This window comes from Parabacteroides caeci, from assembly GCF_023656795.1.
Classification (GTDB): domain Bacteria; phylum Bacteroidota; class Bacteroidia; order Bacteroidales; family Tannerellaceae; genus Parabacteroides; species Parabacteroides segnis.
The window spans coordinates 79,224-95,562 of sequence record NZ_JAMOKT010000022.1; the positions used below are offsets into that span (position 1 = coordinate 79,224).

Below are 16,339 nucleotides of genomic sequence, written 5' to 3' on the forward strand. Positions count from 1 at the left end.
AACCGTAAAATTTAATAAATGAATGATAATTGAGATGTTATACTTTCCTCCGTCGTGAGGTATTCCGCTTCCGTTGCCCGTCCCGTCCGGCAGGCGCTTGTTTCGGGGACAAGTCCCTCGTGTTTTCCCCGGGATTCCGTTTCCCGCCGAAGCGCAGCTCGAAGGCGTTGGCCGAGTATGCCTTTCCCAGCCGTGATCCGTTCACGACCGTCCGTGTTTCGTGGTCAATGAACGTCACTCCCACGATGCGGCCGTTTTCGTTGCGTCGTATGTAGAGATCCACCCGGGCTCCCCGCAGGCGTTCGCGCAGTTCTTCCTCCGTGGGTTCTCCCCGAAGCGCTTTATCGACCCGGCCACGGATTTGCCTCCTCGTGTCGTCCTTCCCGAACCGTTCGGCGTTGCGCTCCATGTGCCGTTCCAGCCCGTCATACCCGACCTCTTTACCGAACAGTGAGGATTTGAGCGGCGCGGCCACTGCCTTGTCCCCGTTCTCGTCCAGCAGCGTGTAGAGCAATCCCCGGTAGGGGGTTCCGTTCCGCTCTCCCCGGACTTCCTCTATACCTATATTATATAAGGACAACAATGCCCGGAACTCGCCGAGGGTCTGGAAGCGGTATGTCGCCACGGCCGGTTTTATTACCGCTGCCACCTGGCGTTTCAGGTCGCCCCGCGTGTAATCGGCGGGGACGATCCCTTGCCCTTTCTCCCGCCTTCTCCCTTTGGCGGGATGCAGTCCGTACTCCCGTTCCAGTTCCTCGGTAACGGCCACGCTGCGTTCGTTGCGCCTGCTGTCGTTTATCTTGCGCCCGTCCTGGGCCACCTGCACCGACACGATATGGATATGCTCCCGTCCGATGTCGGTATGCTTGAATACGATATAAGGTTGTCCTCCCCAGCCCATGCGCTCCATGTAGGCCCCGGCTATCTCCGCGAGTTGCCCGTCGTCGAGGCGGTCTTCGGGAGCCGGGTTGAGCGACACGTGCACGACGGGTTTTTCCGTCCGGTAGTGCGAGGGCATCCAGCGCAGGAGGTCTTCTGCCGTCGCGGCCACGTTGAAGCGCCCATCCGCCGGCTCCCTCACGATGTGGGTCAGCAGCACCTTCCCGTCGCCCCGATCGACTTTCTCCTGGTTGTACGCCAGCGCGCCGTACACGTCTTTTCCGGTGGTGATATTGGCTACCATCGCTGTTTGAACTCTTCGGAGAGCGACACGACCTGCTGCCCGACGGCCGCCAGTTCACGTGTCGCTCTCTCCAGTTTATAGAGCAGCGCGAGTGTTTTCTTCTCGGAAAAATGCGCGTGCAGCTCCTTCACCACCTGGTTGTAATTCGTTCCCACGGCACGGAATTGGGCGTGGAAAGCGGTCAGCTTCGCCACGTATTCGAGCGTTCCCCGGTCGGTCTTTACCACCCGGAACGCCTCGTTGAACACTCTCGCTTTGATAAAAGCGGCTTTGGACAATAGCCCGGACTGCTCGTAAAGGTCGAGGAAACGGGCATGTTCCACGGCTGAAAAGTTTACCGAAAAGCGGTAAACGGCCGGGTCGTTTTTCGCGGGTCGTCCCCCTTTGCCCCCTCGGGGCTTTCTGTTCTTTTCCATCGCATCGAAATTTTAAGGAGAGGCCAGGGCCCCACCGGTTCCTGAAAATTCCGATCCCTTCGCGGCTTGCCGCCCTTCTGAAAAGCACCGACTCCGGAGGTGCTTTCTCCCCCTTGCGGGCAAGCTGTTTTCTGCTGCAAAACGAGAATCGTGCAGCAGAAAACACAGCTTGCTATTTGCCCTTTGCAAATACCTTCTGCCCGCTCGCGGACAGAACATTGAAAGAGCCGCCGTAAAACGGGGCAAGGACGGCTTCATTAGCGTCGGGATCGTTCACGAGGCAAAGATACCGACCTATTCAATCGCTTGTACTACAAGTGATTACGCCACTTGCGTCCACTTTGATGCCACACGCGGCCATAGCGGAAAAAGAGCATACAACCCGTGTTTTTAAGGGTTTACTTTGCACGTGAGAACGGATACGGGCAATGACACATCCTCCTGTCCGCACACGTGCGGACGGATGCAGAAAACACCGTGTGCAGAGGAAAAAGCGGGTCTTTGTCCGGATAAGCAAATGCGGTTGCGCATGAGTATAAAATCGGACACGCGCCCATGCACCGGCATACCGGCGTAACAGCCTGCCAGCGCACCAGCATATATGCGTGCCGGCATACCTGCATAAAATCTCATGCCGTCACTTGCCCGGATACGTGAAGAGATGAACGATTACCCGATTGTATAACTAAAAACGCATGGAACAATGAAAGAGAAAACGAAATTCGTGGCCTTCTCCACCCAGAAAGGCGGAGCGGGTAAAACCACCCTCACGGTGCTGGCAGCTTCTTACCTGCACTATGTAAAGGGTTTCAATGTCGCGGTCATCGACTGCGATTATCCCCAACACTCCATCGTGGAGATGCGGGAACGTGACCTGAAGCTTGCCCTCGAAGACGAACATTACAAGAGGTTAGCTTACGAACAATTCACCCGGCTTCAAAAGAAAGCCTATCCCGTCGTGGAAAGCAACACGAAAGAGGCGTTGGCCGATGCCGACTACCTCCTGCCGCAAGGTGATTTCGATTATGTGTTCTTCGACCTTCCCGGTACGATCAATAACGAGGATCTGATTCATTCCCTGGCCGGAATGGATTATCTCGTCGCCCCGATCAGTGCCGACCGGGTTGTCATGGAAAGCACCCTGAATTACGCGGTTGTGGTAAAAGAGCATATCATGGGCCGCGAGAAGTCCCGGATGAAAGGGCTGTATATGCTATGGAACATGGTGGACGGACGTGAAAAAACAGAGTTATATCAGGTTTACGAGGCGGTAATGAAAGAGCTGGATCTTCCTGTTCTGAAGACCTTCCTGCCTGACACCAAGCGTTTTCGTCGTGAGCAGAACGCCAGCCGTCGCTCTGTCTTCCGCTCCACGCTCTTCCCGGCAGACCGTTCTTTGATCCGGGGCAGCAACCTGGATAAACTCGTGGATGAATTGATCGAACTGTTAAAGTAGGATCTTATGAGCGGAAAAGAACATGACGACGGTTTGGACGCTTCCTTCATCATCAGCCAGGCCAAAAGCCGAAACCGGCCATTACATCCTTACACGCCGGAAAAAGAGGAGGAGGCATCGGCTCTATCGGAACCGTCCGGCGAGGCCGCCTCCTCGTCGGCTACGAAAGAGGAGGGACGCCGCCGAAGAGGGAAAGGCCAGGATTACGAGCGTCTTTTTATCCGGAACGCCCCCTCCAATACCCGAAGCGGCAAAACGGTGTATATCCGCAAGGAGTTTCACGAGCGTATAACCCGGATAGTGCAGGTTATCGGTAAGAACGAACTCTCGCTGTATAGCTACCTGGACAATGTGCTGGAGCAGCATTTCGCTACCTATCAGGAGGAAATTTCGGAACTCTACAAGAAACGGAACTCCGATATTTTTTAGTTATGAACCCAATATTTTTACAATCCATTAAAAACAATCCATCATGTCAGACAAAGCAATTATTTTATCTGTTATCCTGGCGGCCGTCCTTTGCGTCGCCGTACCCTTCATCTTCCGCGTGTGCCGCTACCGGCGCAGGATGAAAACCCTTATCGTCCCCGACGGCCCTTCGGGGGAGGTCGCCGTGGGGACTGTCCCCACCCCCGAGGCCGAGTACCTGGCCCGTTACATCTGCCTGCTGCGGCTGCCTTTCGCCGGTAACAAGCACGTGAAGATACGTCCGTCGTACCACGAGCGTATCCGCGAGATCACCCGTGTCATCGGTCGTGGCGACGTGACGATCACGGCCTACGTGGACAAGGTTCTCAAGGCGCACCTGGACGATAACCGGGAAACCATCGAGCGGCTTTTCGAGGAGCGTGAGGCCGTGGCCTCCCTGCAACCCAAAGCGGAGGAGCGATGAACGGGGCGTTGTGGCTGCTGCCCCTCTTTGCCGTGGGGTATGCCTTGTGGGCGTTTTTCCGCCTGCGGCGGATGGAACATAACGAATCGGCAGACGGGATCGTTGCCGAAGACACGCCCTGCCGGCAGGAGATCATCGGCAGGAGCCGCTTTGTCCTCGCCCCGCGCCACTCCCGGCCACAAGCTGCCGTAGAATCTGAAACTGAAAAAGTTACGGAAAAAGCCGATATATTTGTGCCCACGAATGTACCCGAACACCCCCGGCAGATTCCGCCGGAAGACCTGGATGAAGTGTTCGGTGTCGCTCCCGAGGGGGAGCCTAACGAACCTCTGGAAATCGACTTTCCGCTGTACGATGAATCTTTCCCGGATGCGGACGCGGAGGAGCCGGATTATGACGAGGATGAAGACGACACCGAAGAGCTGCCCCTTTTGGGCCGCTCGCTTGCCCAGGGGGTTAGTTTTGAACAGATGGGCGAAGCCTACCGCCACGTGGTACACGATCCACCTTCAACAGACGAGCAAAGGGAGGAAACGGGACGTGTCCTCCTGGGCCTGAAACAGACCGACATGTTCGAGGTCATCGTTTCGGGCCGCCCCGACGGGAACGACAGGGTAAAATCCCTGATCGACACCTACCTCTCGGCCTTTCACCGGCGTATGTCCGAGAGGTCTGCGGAAAGCCCATCTCCGCAGGGTTCGATTCCCACGGGTTTCGACGTCCGTGAGTTTGTTTAACCCCATAATGACATCACGATGAAAGAAAAAGACTACGGGTAGCGCGTGAGGCTATCCTCGAACCACTGAAAAAATCCGAATCAAGAAGTTTAACCCGGTGCGGGGCCTATCCATCCCCGCGCCACAATTCAAACATTATCGAGTTATGAGAAAGAACAAGATTCTTCTTCCGGCGGCATTTCTCTTTGCCGCCATCTCCTCCGCCTTCGCGCAGGGCAACGGCATCGCCGGCATTACGGAGGCTACCAACATGGTAACCAGCTACTTCGATCCCGGAACGAAGCTCATCTACGCGATTGGGGCTGTGGTCGGCCTTATCGGGGGGATCAAGGTCTATAACAAGTTTTCGAGCGGCGACCCCGACACGTCGAAGACCGCCGCGAGCTGGTTCGGCGCGTGTATTTTCCTGATTGTCGCCGCGACGATCCTACGCTCTTTCTTCTTGTAGTCCAACCTGTCATGCAAATAATTATGGAATATGGAATCAACAAGGGAATCGGCAAGAGCGTGGAGTTCCGGGGCCTGAAGGCGCAGTACCTCTTCATCTTCGCGGGCGGCCTGCTGGCCGTCTTCGTGGTGTTCGTCATCCTCTACATGGCAGGGGTCGATCAGTGGGTATGTATCGCTTTCGGCGTTGCGGCGGCTTCGGTGCTGGTCTGGCTTACCTTCCGCCTGAACGCCCGTTACGGGGAACACGGGCTGATGAAGCTGCTCGCCGCGCGCCGGCATCCCCGCTACCTGCTCAACCGCAAGTCCCTGCGCCGGTTGCTGAAAAGAAAGGGGGGCCGCGTATGAGAAACATCTTGAAAGCTACCACGCTGGAAAGCAAGTTCCCGCTCCTGGCCGTGGAAGGCGGTTGTATCATCAGCAAGGACGCGGACATAACGGTCGTCTATCGGGTCGAACTCCCGGAGCTGTTCACCGTCACGTCCGCCGAGTACGAGGCGATCCACGCCGCCTGGTGCAAGGCCCTGAAGGTCTTGCCCGAATACAGCGTGGTACACAAGCAGGACTGGTTCATCCGCGAGCGTTACCGCCCGGCCACGGGCGAGGGGGACATGAGTTTCCTCTCCCGCAGTTACGAGCGGCATTTCAACGAGCGTCCGTTCCTGACCCACGCCTGCTTCCTCTACCTGACGAAAACGACGAGGGAGCGTATGCACATGCGTTCAGACTTCTCGACCCTCTGCCGGGGCAACATCATTCCCAAAGAGGTAAACCGGGAGGCGGCGACAAAATTCCTGGAGGCGGCGGAACAGTTCGAGCGTATTCTGAACGATTCGGGTTTCCTGACCCTTGTCCGCCTCACGGGGGACGAGATCACGGGTACGGCGGATTGTCCGGGCCTGCTGGAACGGTACTTTTCCCTCTCGCTCTCGGAGACGACTTCTCTTCAGGACATCGAGCTGGGGGCCGAGGTTCTGCGCGTGGGTAACAAACGGGTGTGCCTGCACACGCTCTCGGACACGGAAGACCTGCCGGGGCGCGTGGGTACGGACACCCGTTACGAGCGTCTTTCCACCGACCGTTCGGACTGCCTGCTCTCGTTCGCGGCCCCCGTGGGGCTTCTGCTTTCCTGCGACCACCTTTACAACCAGTACGTGTTCCTGGAAGACAGCGACGAAAACCTGCGTATGTTCGAGAAACGTGCGCGTAACATGCAGTCCCTTTCCCGCTACTCCCGCGGGAACCAGATAAACAAGGAGTGGGTGCGATACGTCGCTGTGTAAGTAATTGTTAAACTTAGATTTAACCCGTTGTTTCGTCAACGGTAGCCTATGGACAGATGCACCAATAGTAATATACTGTATCAAAGCTGTCCAGACAAGGTAGCCCTTCCGAAAGGAGCAGTCAGAACCGTGAGGGAAAGACAATGGCTGTTAGTATCATACAGTCAGGGAGCTTGGCTTGGGTGGTATGGTTAGCGTAAGCGAACTGTCGTCTAAACGTCGTAAGGTTGAAGAAGCCAAAGATACTGATAGGCTTCAGCCCAAAAGGGAAGCAGTCGGTTATTCCTCTCCATTCTGGGAATACACGAACAGAGTACTGCCGGTGTAATAGACAGAACCTAACCCACTTATAAGTTACTTGCACGGAACGTAGTAAGCCCGTATTTCTCCTGCCAATGACAGGTAAGCAGACCGTAAGGAATGCCGAATGGAGTGCGGGTATAGGATTGCAGAAAAAGCGAATGCCACCCTGTAATGGGGTGAATAGGGATTGAAACATCATCCCGCTGCGAAAGCAGGCTGACTTCTGCGGTAGGTGATTCTTTACAAGAAACTTTTAGAACTTTTAAAAGGAGAAAAGCAAATGAACGAAATTAAAAAATCGTGTGCATCGACTGACCAAACGCAGAGCAAATGGGACAGTATAAATTGGCTCAAATGCGAAGCTGCGGTTCAAAAGCTACAAGCGCGTATTGTAAAGGCTCAAAAAGAGGGTCGCCACAACAAGGTCAAAGCCTTGCAGTGGACACTGACCCACTCGTTTTACGCTAAAGCATTAGCGGTAAGACGTGTAACTTCCAATAATGGGAGTAAAACGGCTGGCGTCGATATGGTAACATGGAAAACGCCAGATGCTAAAGTGTGTGCAATAACCGAACTGAAAAGGAGAGGTTATACACCCCAACCTCTGAGACGAGTACATATCAGAAAGAGTAACGGGAAATTAAGACCATTGGGTATACCAACTATGAAAGACCGGGCTATGCAGGCATTGTATCTGATGGCACTGGCTCCCGTAGCTGAAACAACGGCTGATGCCAATTCTTATGGTTTCAGAAAAGAAAGGAGCACGGCAGATGCCGTTCAACAATGCTTCAATGACCTGGCAAGGACGACATCCCCACAATGGATCTTAGAAGGTGATATCAAAGGTTGTTTCGACCATATCAGTCATGAATGGTTGCTTGACAATATCCCTATGGATAAAGTTTTGCTCCGTAAATGGTTGAAAAGTGGATTTATTTTCAACAAGCAACTTTTTCCGACAGAGGAGGGAACTCCTCAAGGCGGCATCATCTCCCCAACTCTTGCAAATATGACTTTGGACGGACTGGAAAAACTGCTTGCCGATAGCTTTCCGATAAACCGCTCGAAGAAAAATTACTATACTCCTATGATAAATCTTGTTCGCTACGCGGATGATTTTATTATCACAGGAGAGAGTAAGGAGTTGTTGGAGAACCATGTTAAACCATTAGTCATTGAGTTTCTTCAAGCAAGAGGGCTTACCTTATCAGAAGAAAAGACTAAGATAACTCATATAGAAGAAGGGTTTGATTTTCTTGGGTTCAATATCAGAAAATATAAAGGCAAGTTTATCACAAAACCATCCAAGAAGAGTCGAAAGAGATTTTTAGATAAGGTTCGTGAAATAGTGGACAAGAACAAGTCTTCTAAGCAACAATCTTTGATACGATTGCTAAACCCAGTCATTAGAGGATGGGCGAACTACTACAAGGGGTGTTCTGCATCGGAAACTTTCCGTAAAACAGATGCACAAATTTTCAACAAACTATGGCGATGGTCTCGCAGAAGACATCCCAAAAAAGGTAAACGATGGATTGCCAACAAGTATTATCACACTGTAAGAGGTAGAAGCTGGACTTTTGCCGTACCGCTTGAAAACAGGAAAGTGGATAAATACCACACTCTTGTGAGATTGTCGGATACGAAAATAAAGCGACATATCAAAATCCGCAGTGAGGCCAACCCGTATGATGCCGATTGGAAAGATTTCTTCGATCAATACAAGACCCGAAGAATGCTTGCACACTTAGACGGCAAGCAATATATCTATCGCCTGTGGAATCAGCAAATGCAATGTTGCCCTGTGTGTGGCAAGCACATCACACGGGAAACTCCCTGGAAAATTACTGAAATGACAGGGAGCAGTAGAAAGGCGAAAGTCCTAATACATGACCATTGCAGCCGAATTACTAACAGAAATAAATGGAAGTTACTATGAGCCGGCTTTTAGTTACAAATAAAAGTTTTGAATTGCTTGAGCCGTATGAGGGGAAACTCTCACGTACGGTTCTTAGAGGGGAAAGCTCCCGTAAGGGGGCTGACCTACTCGACATCGACCAGTATCTCAACGAGGCGCACTCGTTCGGTCTTCAATCCGTCCGGGCCCATTTCAACGTGCTGGCCTGGTCGGACGACGTGCAGGAGCTCCGGCATATCCGCAATGATGTGGGCAGCCAGCTCGCTCTGATGGAGTGCCGCCCGCGCCACAACACCGTGGACGCCGCCACGCTCTACTGGGCGGGTATGCCGGGCAATGCGGGGGATTTCCCCGCCGAGGAATCGTTCTACACGTTCATCGAGCCCGCGGTCTGTTTCTTCACGGAGGAAACCAACTATAAATCCTCGTCCAGTCCTTTCGGCATCAAGCTGTGCGACCGCGTAAGCGGCAGGCCCCTGCACCTGGACATCTCGGACGAACCGATGAAAAAAGGGATCATTACCAACAGGAATAAATTCGTGTTAGGCGGCTCGGGGTCAGGCAAGTCATTCTTTATGAATCATTTAGTCCGCCAATACTGGGAGCAGGGCACGCATGTCGTGCTGGTGGATACCGGTAACAGCTACCAGGGTCTTTGCGAGCTGATCCGGCGTAAGACCAAAGGTGAGGACGGCGTGTATTTTACCTATACCGAGGAACATCCCATCAGTTTCAACCCGTTCTACACCGACGACTACTATTTCGACGTGGAGAAGAAGGACAGCATCAAGACGCTGCTGCTGACACTCTGGAAAACCGAGGACGACAAGATCACGAAGACCGAGAGCGGCGAGCTGGGCAGTGCCGTGAACGCCTATATCGAGCGTATCCGCGCCGACCGGAATATCGTGCCGTGTTTTGACAGTTTCTACGAGTACCTGCGGGACGACTACCGCCGTGAGCTGGAGGAGCGGGAGATCCGGGTCAGCCGCGAGGATTTCAACATCGACAACATGCTCATCACCCTGCGGCAGTATTATAAGGGCGGACGCTACGACTTCCTTCTGAACTCCCGGGCCAACATCGACCTGCTCTCGAAGCGCTTCGTGGTCTTCGAGGTGGATTCCATCAAGGAAAACAAGGAGCTTTTTCCCGTGGTCACCATTATCATCATGGAGGCTTTCATAAACAAGATGAGACGGCTCAAGGGGGTACGCAAACAGCTCATCGTCGAGGAGGCCTGGAAGGCGCTCTCTACGGCCAATATGGCTGAATATCTGCGTTATATGTATAAAACCGTCCGCAAATACTACGGTGAGGCCATCGTTGTGACGCAGGAGGTCGAGGACATCATTTCCAGCCCGGTGGTCAAGGAGGCGATCATCAACAACTCGGACTGCAAGATCCTGCTCGACCAGCGCAAATTCATGAACCGTTTCAACGCGATTCAGTCCTTGTTGGGGCTGACCGACAAGGAGAAGGCGCAGATTCTCTCGATTAACCAGTCCAACGCCCCTTCCCGTAAATACAAGGAGGTCTGGATCGGTCTGGGCGGCGTTCAGTCGGCGGTCTATGCCACGGAGGTCAGCGTCCCGGAGTACCTGGCCTACACGACCGAGGAAACGGAGAAAGTGGAGGTACAGCGGCTTGCCGGCGAGCTGGGCGGTGATATGGAACTGGCGATCAGGCAGCTCGCCGAGGGCAAACGTTAAAGGGAGGGCAGGCCATGTATCGCAAGTGTATCGGATCAGACCCCACGGCGGCGCGTTTGGACTTCGCGCTGTACGAGGTGGCGGGCGAGTGGGAAAGCCGCTCGGGTTCTCCCCGGGTTCGCATCTACCGCAACCCGGGACGCCGGGGCGGCGGTTTTTACGTGGAGGTGTCCTACAAGGACGGGACACGCTTCTCCCGTCCCGTGAGGAAGTATTGGGGAGGTATCCGTTACTTCGACCTCTACGGGTATGTCGCCCTGGCCTACGATGCGGGGCGCGAGGTGCTCCAGCTCTCCGCCTACGGGGATTATTACCGGGCGTCGGAATGACCGCCCAAGTATTCACGAATTAAATAATGAAAAGGATGAAACGATTGATTTTAACGCTGTTCGTGGGGCTTCTTTGCTTCACGTACCAGGCAAAAGCGCAGTGGACGGTCATCGACCCGTCGAACCTCGTTCAGAACATCAAGAGCGCGGTTCAAAGCTCGACCACGGCGACCAACATGGTCAAGTCGCTGCAAGAGAGTATCAAGATTTATAACCAGAGCAAGGCTTACTACGACGCCCTCAAATCGGTGCATAACATCATCAAGGATGCCCGGAAGGTGAAGCTGACACTCGAAATGGTCAGCGAGATCACGGAAATCTACACCTCGGGATTCAACCGTATGGTTTCAGACCCGAACTTCACGGTGGACGAGCTGGCGGCGATCTCGGCGGGTTACGCCCGGCTGCTGGAGGAGGGCGGTGCGCTGGTGGCGGAACTCAAGACGGTCATAACCGGCGGCAACGGCCTCTCGCTCTCGGACAAGGAGCGGATGGACGTGGTGGATCAGGTTTACACGAAGATGCTGGAGTACCGCAACCTCACGCGCTATTACACGCGCAAGACCATCTCCGTGTCCTTCATCCGCAGCCGCGAAAAGGGCGACGCGCACCGGGTGCTGGCACTTTACGGGAACCCGAACGACAGATATTGGTAACCTGAAAACGGAGGCAGTCATGGATTTCGACAATTTACACCAGGTTCTCCGGAACCTGTATCAGGAGATGATGCCGCTATGCGGCGACATGATCGGGGTGGCGAAAGGTATCGCCGGCCTGGGTGCGCTCTTTTACGTGGCTTACCGGGTATGGAAGGCACTGGCCAGCGCGGAGCCTATCGACGTGTTCCCGCTCCTGCGGCCTTTCGCCATCGGCTTGTGCGTGATGTTCTTTCCCACCGTGGTTCTGGGGACGATCAACGCCGTGATGTCGCCCGTGGTGCAGGGCACGCACGCCATACTGGAGGGGCAGACATTGGATTTGCAGGCATACCAGCAACAGAAGGACGATTTGGAAGCCGAGGCCCGCAGGCGCGAGGGCAAGGCTTGGTTAGTGGACGACGAGGTGTATGAACAACGGCTTGCGGATATGGGTATCACGGACTTGGGCGAGATTATCAGCATGTGGGCCGAACGCACGTGGTACGACATCAAGGCCGGTTTCCGGCAGCTTGTCCGGGACTTCTTCGAGTTGTTGTTCAACGCCGCGGGGCTTACCATCGACACGCTGCGGACATTCTTTTTAGTCGTGCTGTCGATTCTGGGGCCCTTGTCGTTCGCCCTCTCCATTTACGACGGCTTCCACTCGACGCTCGCGAGCTGGATTTCCCGCTATATCAGCGTGTACCTTTGGCTTCCCATCGCCGACCTGTTCTCCGCGGTGCTGGCCAAGATCCAGACGTTGATGCTCCAGGCGGACGTCCTGGCCCTGCAAGACCCCAACTACATTCCCGACAGCGGCAGCGGTGTCTATATTATCTTTTTGATTATAGGTATCATAGGCTATTTCACGATCCCCACCGTTGCCGAGTGGGTGATCCAGTCGGGCGGAGCCGGCGGGGCTATGGGCGGTATCAACAAGGCCGGGGCATTCGCCACGGGTGTCGCTGGCGGTATCGCCGGCAACATGATCGGCCGCACGTTCGGGCGTCGCGGCGGTGGCGGTTCCTCCTCCGGTAACGGCGGCGTTGGCGGCCCGGCTTCGGGCAGTGCCCCCAACGGGCGCAACCTGGCAACACAAGGTAACAATAATCATTCATAACAATTTGGACAATGGAATTCAAGTCATTAAAAAACATCGAAACAAGTTTCAGGCAGATTCGGCTTTTCGGTATCGTGTTCCTCTGCCTGTGCGCGCTGGTATCCGTGTTCAGCGTGGTCGCGAGCTTCCGTTTCGCCGAAAAGCAGCGCGAGAAGATCTACGTCCTGGACGGGGGCAAGTCGCTGATGCTGGCGCTCTCGCAGGATTTGAGCCAGAACCGCCCCGTGGAGGCGCGCGAACATATCCGGCGTTTTCACGAGTTGTTCTTCACCCTCTCGCCCGACCGTGCGGCCATCGAGAGCAACATCAACCGCGCGCTGTTCCTGGTCGATAAGAGCGCCTTCGCCTATTACCAGGACATGCAGGAGAAAGGTTACTACAACCGTGTGGTGTCGGGGAACATCAGCCAGCGTATCGAGGTGGACTCCGTGGTGTGCGACTTCAACGCCTATCCCTACCGGGCCATGACCTATGCCCGGCAAATGATTGTCCGCGAGAGCAACATCACCGAGCGTTCGCTGGTCACGCGCTGCGAGCTGATCAACTCGGGGCGTTCGGACAATAACCCGCAGGGTTTCATCATGGAGAAATTCGAGATTCTGGAGAACCGCGATTTACGTACATTAAAAAGATAAGGCTATGGCAAAGAAGAGAATAAAGGCTTTCGGGGAGTGGGTCGAAGACCACCTGCGCCGCGCTTGCGGGGCGCTCTCGCCCGATAAGCGGATTATCGTGATCCTCACGCTGCTCTTGTTCTTTTCCGTCTTGTCGCTCTACTTTACCGTGTCTTCCATCTACCGCTTCGGCAAGGGAGCCGGGGAACGGATGCAGATACGGCATATCGAGCGGCTGGAGCTGGAATTAAGACAACGGCAGGAGGCCGACAGTGTAAAACATCTAAAAGATTTCAATTATGACGACGAACGAAAAACAGAATAAACGGCCGGAGGCGGGGAAAAAGGAACTCACGCCCCGGCAGATACAGATGCGGAAGAAGATGGTGGTCTTCCCGCTCTTTTTCCTGGCCTTTGCCGGGTGCATGTGGCTGATCTTCTCCCCCGGCGAAAAAGAACGGGAGGAGCCTTCGGCGGGTTTCAACACGGAGCTGCCGACCCCGGAATCGGAGGGTATCCTCTCGGACAAGCGTGATGCCTACGTGCAGGAGGAGATGCGGCGCAGGGAGCGGGAAAAGATGCGCTCCTTGCAGGATTTCGCGTTCGGGATGGAGGACGAGGAGGAAGAGCCCGTCATGCCCGCTGCCGTGCCGGATAAGTCTTCCGGCCCTGCCGGCGGTTCGTCGGGAGCTTTCCGGACTTCCCGTGCCGCCTATGCCGACATCAACCGCCAGTTAGGCAGTTTCTACGAGGACACCGCCGGTGAAACGGGGGAAGAGCGCGAGATGCAGGCCCGCATCGAGGAACTGGAACGCCGCCTGGAAGAACAGCAGGCGCAGAAAACGGCCCAGGAGGAGCAGGTGGCGCTGCTGGAGAAGTCCTACGAGATCGCCGCCCGCTACATGAATGGCGGTCAAGCCCCTGAAGCCCCGCGTCAGAAAGCCTCCGTTTCCGGCAAGGCTTCCGTGCAGCCCGTGCGCCAGGTGCGCCGTAACATCGTGTCGCTGCTCGCCGCCCCGCTGCCCGATTCGGTCTTCGCCCGTGAGTTCGTCAAGCCCCGGAACTGGGGTTTCAACACGGTGGGGAGCGACCTTCGCGAGCCCGAGCGCAACAGTATCCGTGCCGCCGTGCAGCAAACCGTGACGCTCACCGATGGCGGGGAGGTTACTTTCCGGCTGCTGGAACCGATGATGGCGGGAGAGCTGCTCATCCCCTCGGGTACGCCCGTAACGGGGGCGGCGAGGATCAACGGCGAACGGCTGACGGTCAAGGTCAGCGCTGTCCAGCACGGCGGGGCGGTCGTTCCGGTCGATCTGTCGGTCTATGACACGAACGGCAACGAGGGTATTCCCGTGCCGGGGTCGGAAGAACTCAATGCCGTGAAGGAGATCGCCGCCAATATGGGTGCGGGCATGGGCAGCAGTATCACGATCACGGACGATGCCGGTTCGCAACTGCTCTCCGACCTGGGGCGCAGCGCCATCCAGGGCGTGTCGCAATACGTGAGCAAGAAGATGCGCTCGGTCAAGGTCACGCTCAAGGCCGGTTACAGCGTCCTGCTGCTCCCGCCCCTTCAATAAGGGTACAAACGACGTACTTCCGTACACCACTGAAAAAATCCATTTTTATCAACAATCAAAAAATTATCGAGTATGAAAAAGATTCTTCTGGCACTCGCTTTTATCGGGTGCATGTTCGCTGCCCACGCGCAGGAAAAGCCCTCCACGGGCGATTTGTACGACGGTCTTACCCGTCCGCTGACCTTCAACCGGGTTATCCCGCCCTACGCGCTGGAGGTGACGTTCAGCAAGACCGTTCATGTGATTTTCCCCTCGGCCATCCGTTACGTCGATCTGGGGTCTTCGGATCTTCTGGCGGCGAAAGCCGACGGCACGGAAAACGTGCTGCGTGTAAAGGCGGCCCTGCGTGATTTCTCGCGCGAGAGCAACCTTTCGGTCATTACCGAGGACGGGGCCTATTACAGCTTCAATGTCAAGTATGCCGACGAGCCGGTGAAACTGTCGGTCGAGATGGCGGACTTCCTGCATGGCGGGGAGGCGGTAAACCGCCCCAATAATGCGCTGGACATCTATTTGCAGGAGTTGGGATGCGAATCTCCGCTGCTGGTCAAACTGATCATGCAGTCCATTTACAAGAATGACCGCCGCGAGATCAAGCATATCGGTTGCAAGCGTTTCGGGGTACAATACCTCCTCAAAGGTATCTACGTGCATAACGACCTGCTTTATTTCCACCTCCAACTGAAAAACTCCTCCAACGTGCCTTTCAACGTGGACTACCTGACGTTCAAGATTACGGACAAGAAGGTGGCCAAACGCACGGCCATCCAGGAGCAGGTCGTATGGCCCGTGCGTGCGTACAACAACGTGCAGGTCATCGGCGGCAAGCGTACCGAGCGCATGGTCTTCACGCTCCCGAAGTTCACGCTGGCCGACGACAAGCAGCTGGTCGTGGAACTGCACGAGCAGCAGGGCGGGCGACACCAGACTTTCACGGTGGAGAATGCCGACCTGGTGCGCGCACGTGTTATCAACGAGTTAAAGGTAAAGTGATATGAAACGGGCGATATTCATTCTCACGCTGGGGTTATGCCTCCTCCTTTCGGACGGGGCGCACGCCCAGCGTGCCCTGCCCGCCATGCGCGGGCTGGAAATACGGGGAGGCATGACCGACGGCTTCTATACCCGGGACAGCCGCAGCGAAACGGGCTACTGGTTCGGGCTGGCCATGAGCCGCTACGCGAAGAATGCCGACAAGTGGGTGTTCGGCGCGGAGTTCCTGAACCGTTATTACCCCTACAAGTCGGAACGTATCCCTGTGGCGCAGTTCACTGCCGAGGGCGGTTACTATTACAAGTTCCTCGCCGACCCGTCCAGGACTTTTTTCTTCTACCTCGGCGGCTCGGCGCTGGCCGGTTACGAGAGTGTGAACCGGGGCGAAAGGCGGCTCTATGACGGCTCTACGCTCCGCCACCGCGACCGTTTCCTCTATGGCGGGGCCGTCACGCTGGAGGTCGATGCGTACCTGACCGACAGGATTATCCTCTCGCTGACGGGGCGTGAGCGTATCCTATGGGGCACTACAACGGGACATTTCCACGCGCAGTTCGGCCTGGGTATCAAATGTTATATATAACATTTCAGCCCATATGTTAGCTTTCAATTTATGTTGTATAATAATTGTATTTAACTTGCGAACAGTTAGTTGTGTGTTTTTTGGGTAACATATTTTAGGATGTCTACCTATGCTTTATTATTAATTTTTTAA

The 16,339-nt window shown here is 55.2% G+C and carries 18 protein-coding genes and 2 pseudogenes; 17 read left to right on the plus strand and 3 right to left on the minus strand.

Annotated features, from left to right (window positions below; genetic code table 11):
- Positions 1-37 precede the first annotated feature (37 nt).
- The 3 genes from mobB to NBH15_RS12905 form a co-directional block, all read right to left on the minus strand.
- Positions 38-1,183 (minus strand): conjugal transfer protein MobB, encoded by a 1,146-nt coding sequence (gene mobB, locus NBH15_RS12895; RefSeq protein ID WP_004319166.1) that lies wholly within the window; start codon positions 1,181-1,183, stop codon positions 38-40.
- The gene (gene mobA, locus NBH15_RS12900; RefSeq protein WP_004295462.1) at positions 1,177-1,599 is read right to left on the minus strand and encodes a conjugal transfer protein MobA; all 423 of its coding nucleotides are present in this window, start codon (positions 1,597-1,599) and stop codon (positions 1,177-1,179) included. Before mobA ends, mobB begins: the two co-directional genes overlap by 7 nt.
- A 390-nt stretch (positions 1,600-1,989) precedes the next feature.
- A complete protein-coding gene (locus tag NBH15_RS12905; protein ID WP_008620133.1) occupies positions 1,990-2,232 on the minus strand; it encodes a hypothetical protein in 243 nt (80 codons plus the stop codon).
- Between the two features lie 70 nt (positions 2,233-2,302).
- Between NBH15_RS12905 and NBH15_RS12910 the strand changes: the two genes are divergently transcribed.
- The 17 genes and pseudogenes from NBH15_RS12910 (at position 2,303) to NBH15_RS12990 (ending at position 16,207) form a co-directional block, all read left to right on the plus strand.
- The gene (locus NBH15_RS12910) at positions 2,303-3,055 is read left to right on the plus strand and encodes a ParA family protein (RefSeq protein ID WP_007559008.1); all 753 of its coding nucleotides are present in this window, start codon (positions 2,303-2,305) and stop codon (positions 3,053-3,055) included.
- 6 nt (positions 3,056-3,061) lie between these two features.
- On the plus strand, positions 3,062-3,484 hold the full coding sequence (locus tag NBH15_RS12915) for a DUF3408 domain-containing protein (protein ID WP_004295459.1): 423 nt from the start codon (positions 3,062-3,064) through the stop codon (positions 3,482-3,484).
- A gap of 43 nt (positions 3,485-3,527) precedes the next feature.
- Complete coding sequence (locus NBH15_RS12920; protein WP_004303802.1) at positions 3,528-3,947, plus strand: DUF3408 domain-containing protein; 420 nt, start codon at positions 3,528-3,530, stop codon at positions 3,945-3,947.
- Complete coding sequence (locus NBH15_RS12925) at positions 3,944-4,684, plus strand: hypothetical protein (protein WP_151878086.1); 741 nt, start codon at positions 3,944-3,946, stop codon at positions 4,682-4,684. Before NBH15_RS12920 ends, NBH15_RS12925 begins: the two co-directional genes overlap by 4 nt.
- A 145-nt stretch (positions 4,685-4,829) precedes the next feature.
- Positions 4,830-5,132, plus strand: coding sequence for a DUF4134 domain-containing protein (locus NBH15_RS12930; protein WP_004303800.1), 303 nt, complete (start codon positions 4,830-4,832; stop codon positions 5,130-5,132).
- Between the two features lie 20 nt (positions 5,133-5,152).
- Complete coding sequence (locus NBH15_RS12935) at positions 5,153-5,479, plus strand: DUF4133 domain-containing protein (protein ID WP_032558190.1); 327 nt, start codon at positions 5,153-5,155, stop codon at positions 5,477-5,479.
- Positions 5,476-6,396 (plus strand): annotated as a pseudogene (locus NBH15_RS12940) (TraG family conjugative transposon ATPase); the annotation flags it as partial. The gene NBH15_RS12935 and the pseudogene NBH15_RS12940, both read left to right, overlap by 4 nt.
- A gap of 601 nt (positions 6,397-6,997) precedes the next feature.
- A complete protein-coding gene (gene ltrA, locus NBH15_RS12945) occupies positions 6,998-8,659 on the plus strand; it encodes a group II intron reverse transcriptase/maturase (protein WP_004319152.1) in 1,662 nt (553 codons plus the stop codon).
- 113 nt (positions 8,660-8,772) lie between these two features.
- Positions 8,773-10,350, plus strand: a pseudogene (locus tag NBH15_RS12950) (TraG family conjugative transposon ATPase); the annotation flags it as partial.
- A 14-nt stretch (positions 10,351-10,364) separates the two neighbouring features.
- Positions 10,365-10,679, plus strand: coding sequence for a DUF3876 domain-containing protein (locus NBH15_RS12955; protein WP_004303798.1), 315 nt, complete (start codon positions 10,365-10,367; stop codon positions 10,677-10,679).
- 35 nt (positions 10,680-10,714) lie between these two features.
- Positions 10,715-11,335: a DUF4141 domain-containing protein gene (locus NBH15_RS12960; RefSeq protein ID WP_004295452.1), complete on the plus strand. Its 621-nt coding sequence runs from the start codon at positions 10,715-10,717 to the stop codon at positions 11,333-11,335.
- Between the two features lie 19 nt (positions 11,336-11,354).
- Positions 11,355-12,437, plus strand: a complete 1,083-nt coding sequence (gene traJ / locus NBH15_RS12965) for a conjugative transposon protein TraJ (RefSeq protein ID WP_117742194.1) — start codon at positions 11,355-11,357, stop codon at positions 12,435-12,437.
- A gap of 11 nt (positions 12,438-12,448) precedes the next feature.
- Positions 12,449-13,072, plus strand: coding sequence for a conjugative transposon protein TraK (traK, locus tag NBH15_RS12970; RefSeq protein WP_004295450.1), 624 nt, complete (start codon positions 12,449-12,451; stop codon positions 13,070-13,072).
- A 4-nt stretch (positions 13,073-13,076) separates the two neighbouring features.
- The gene (locus NBH15_RS12975) at positions 13,077-13,376 is read left to right on the plus strand and encodes a TraL conjugative transposon family protein (protein WP_004295449.1); all 300 of its coding nucleotides are present in this window, start codon (positions 13,077-13,079) and stop codon (positions 13,374-13,376) included.
- Positions 13,351-14,631: a conjugative transposon protein TraM gene (gene traM, locus NBH15_RS12980; RefSeq protein WP_149935027.1), complete on the plus strand. Its 1,281-nt coding sequence runs from the start codon at positions 13,351-13,353 to the stop codon at positions 14,629-14,631. The genes NBH15_RS12975 and traM overlap by 26 nt, the downstream gene beginning before the upstream one ends.
- 72 nt (positions 14,632-14,703) lie before the next feature.
- Positions 14,704-15,624, plus strand: coding sequence for a conjugative transposon protein TraN (gene traN, locus NBH15_RS12985; protein ID WP_004295447.1), 921 nt, complete (start codon positions 14,704-14,706; stop codon positions 15,622-15,624).
- 1 nt (position 15,625) lies between these two features.
- Entirely contained in the window at positions 15,626-16,207 is a 582-nt protein-coding gene (locus NBH15_RS12990; protein WP_250822798.1) for a conjugal transfer protein TraO, read from the plus strand.
- The last annotated feature ends 132 nt before the right edge of the window (positions 16,208-16,339 follow it).

Coding starts and splice junctions, on each gene's coding strand:
- mobB (WP_004319166.1), bottom strand. CDS start 1,183: ATGGTAGCCAATATCACCACCGGAAAAGACGTGTACGGCGCGCTGGCG.
- mobA (WP_004295462.1), bottom strand. CDS start 1,599: ATGGAAAAGAACAGAAAGCCCCGAGGGGGCAAAGGGGGACGACCCGCG.
- NBH15_RS12905 (WP_008620133.1), bottom strand. CDS start 2,232: ATGAGATTTTATGCAGGTATGCCGGCACGCATATATGCTGGTGCGCTG.
- NBH15_RS12910 (WP_007559008.1), top strand. CDS start 2,303: ATGAAAGAGAAAACGAAATTCGTGGCCTTCTCCACCCAGAAAGGCGGA.
- NBH15_RS12915 (WP_004295459.1), top strand. CDS start 3,062: ATGAGCGGAAAAGAACATGACGACGGTTTGGACGCTTCCTTCATCATC.
- NBH15_RS12920 (WP_004303802.1), top strand. CDS start 3,528: ATGTCAGACAAAGCAATTATTTTATCTGTTATCCTGGCGGCCGTCCTT.
- NBH15_RS12925 (WP_151878086.1), top strand. CDS start 3,944: ATGAACGGGGCGTTGTGGCTGCTGCCCCTCTTTGCCGTGGGGTATGCC.
- NBH15_RS12930 (WP_004303800.1), top strand. CDS start 4,830: ATGAGAAAGAACAAGATTCTTCTTCCGGCGGCATTTCTCTTTGCCGCC.
- ltrA (WP_004319152.1), top strand. CDS start 6,998: ATGAACGAAATTAAAAAATCGTGTGCATCGACTGACCAAACGCAGAGC.
- NBH15_RS12955 (WP_004303798.1), top strand. CDS start 10,365: ATGTATCGCAAGTGTATCGGATCAGACCCCACGGCGGCGCGTTTGGAC.
- NBH15_RS12960 (WP_004295452.1), top strand. CDS start 10,715: ATGAAACGATTGATTTTAACGCTGTTCGTGGGGCTTCTTTGCTTCACG.
- traJ (WP_117742194.1), top strand. CDS start 11,355: ATGGATTTCGACAATTTACACCAGGTTCTCCGGAACCTGTATCAGGAG.
- traK (WP_004295450.1), top strand. CDS start 12,449: ATGGAATTCAAGTCATTAAAAAACATCGAAACAAGTTTCAGGCAGATT.
- NBH15_RS12975 (WP_004295449.1), top strand. CDS start 13,077: ATGGCAAAGAAGAGAATAAAGGCTTTCGGGGAGTGGGTCGAAGACCAC.
- traM (WP_149935027.1), top strand. CDS start 13,351: ATGACGACGAACGAAAAACAGAATAAACGGCCGGAGGCGGGGAAAAAG.
- traN (WP_004295447.1), top strand. CDS start 14,704: ATGAAAAAGATTCTTCTGGCACTCGCTTTTATCGGGTGCATGTTCGCT.
- NBH15_RS12990 (WP_250822798.1), top strand. CDS start 15,626: ATGAAACGGGCGATATTCATTCTCACGCTGGGGTTATGCCTCCTCCTT.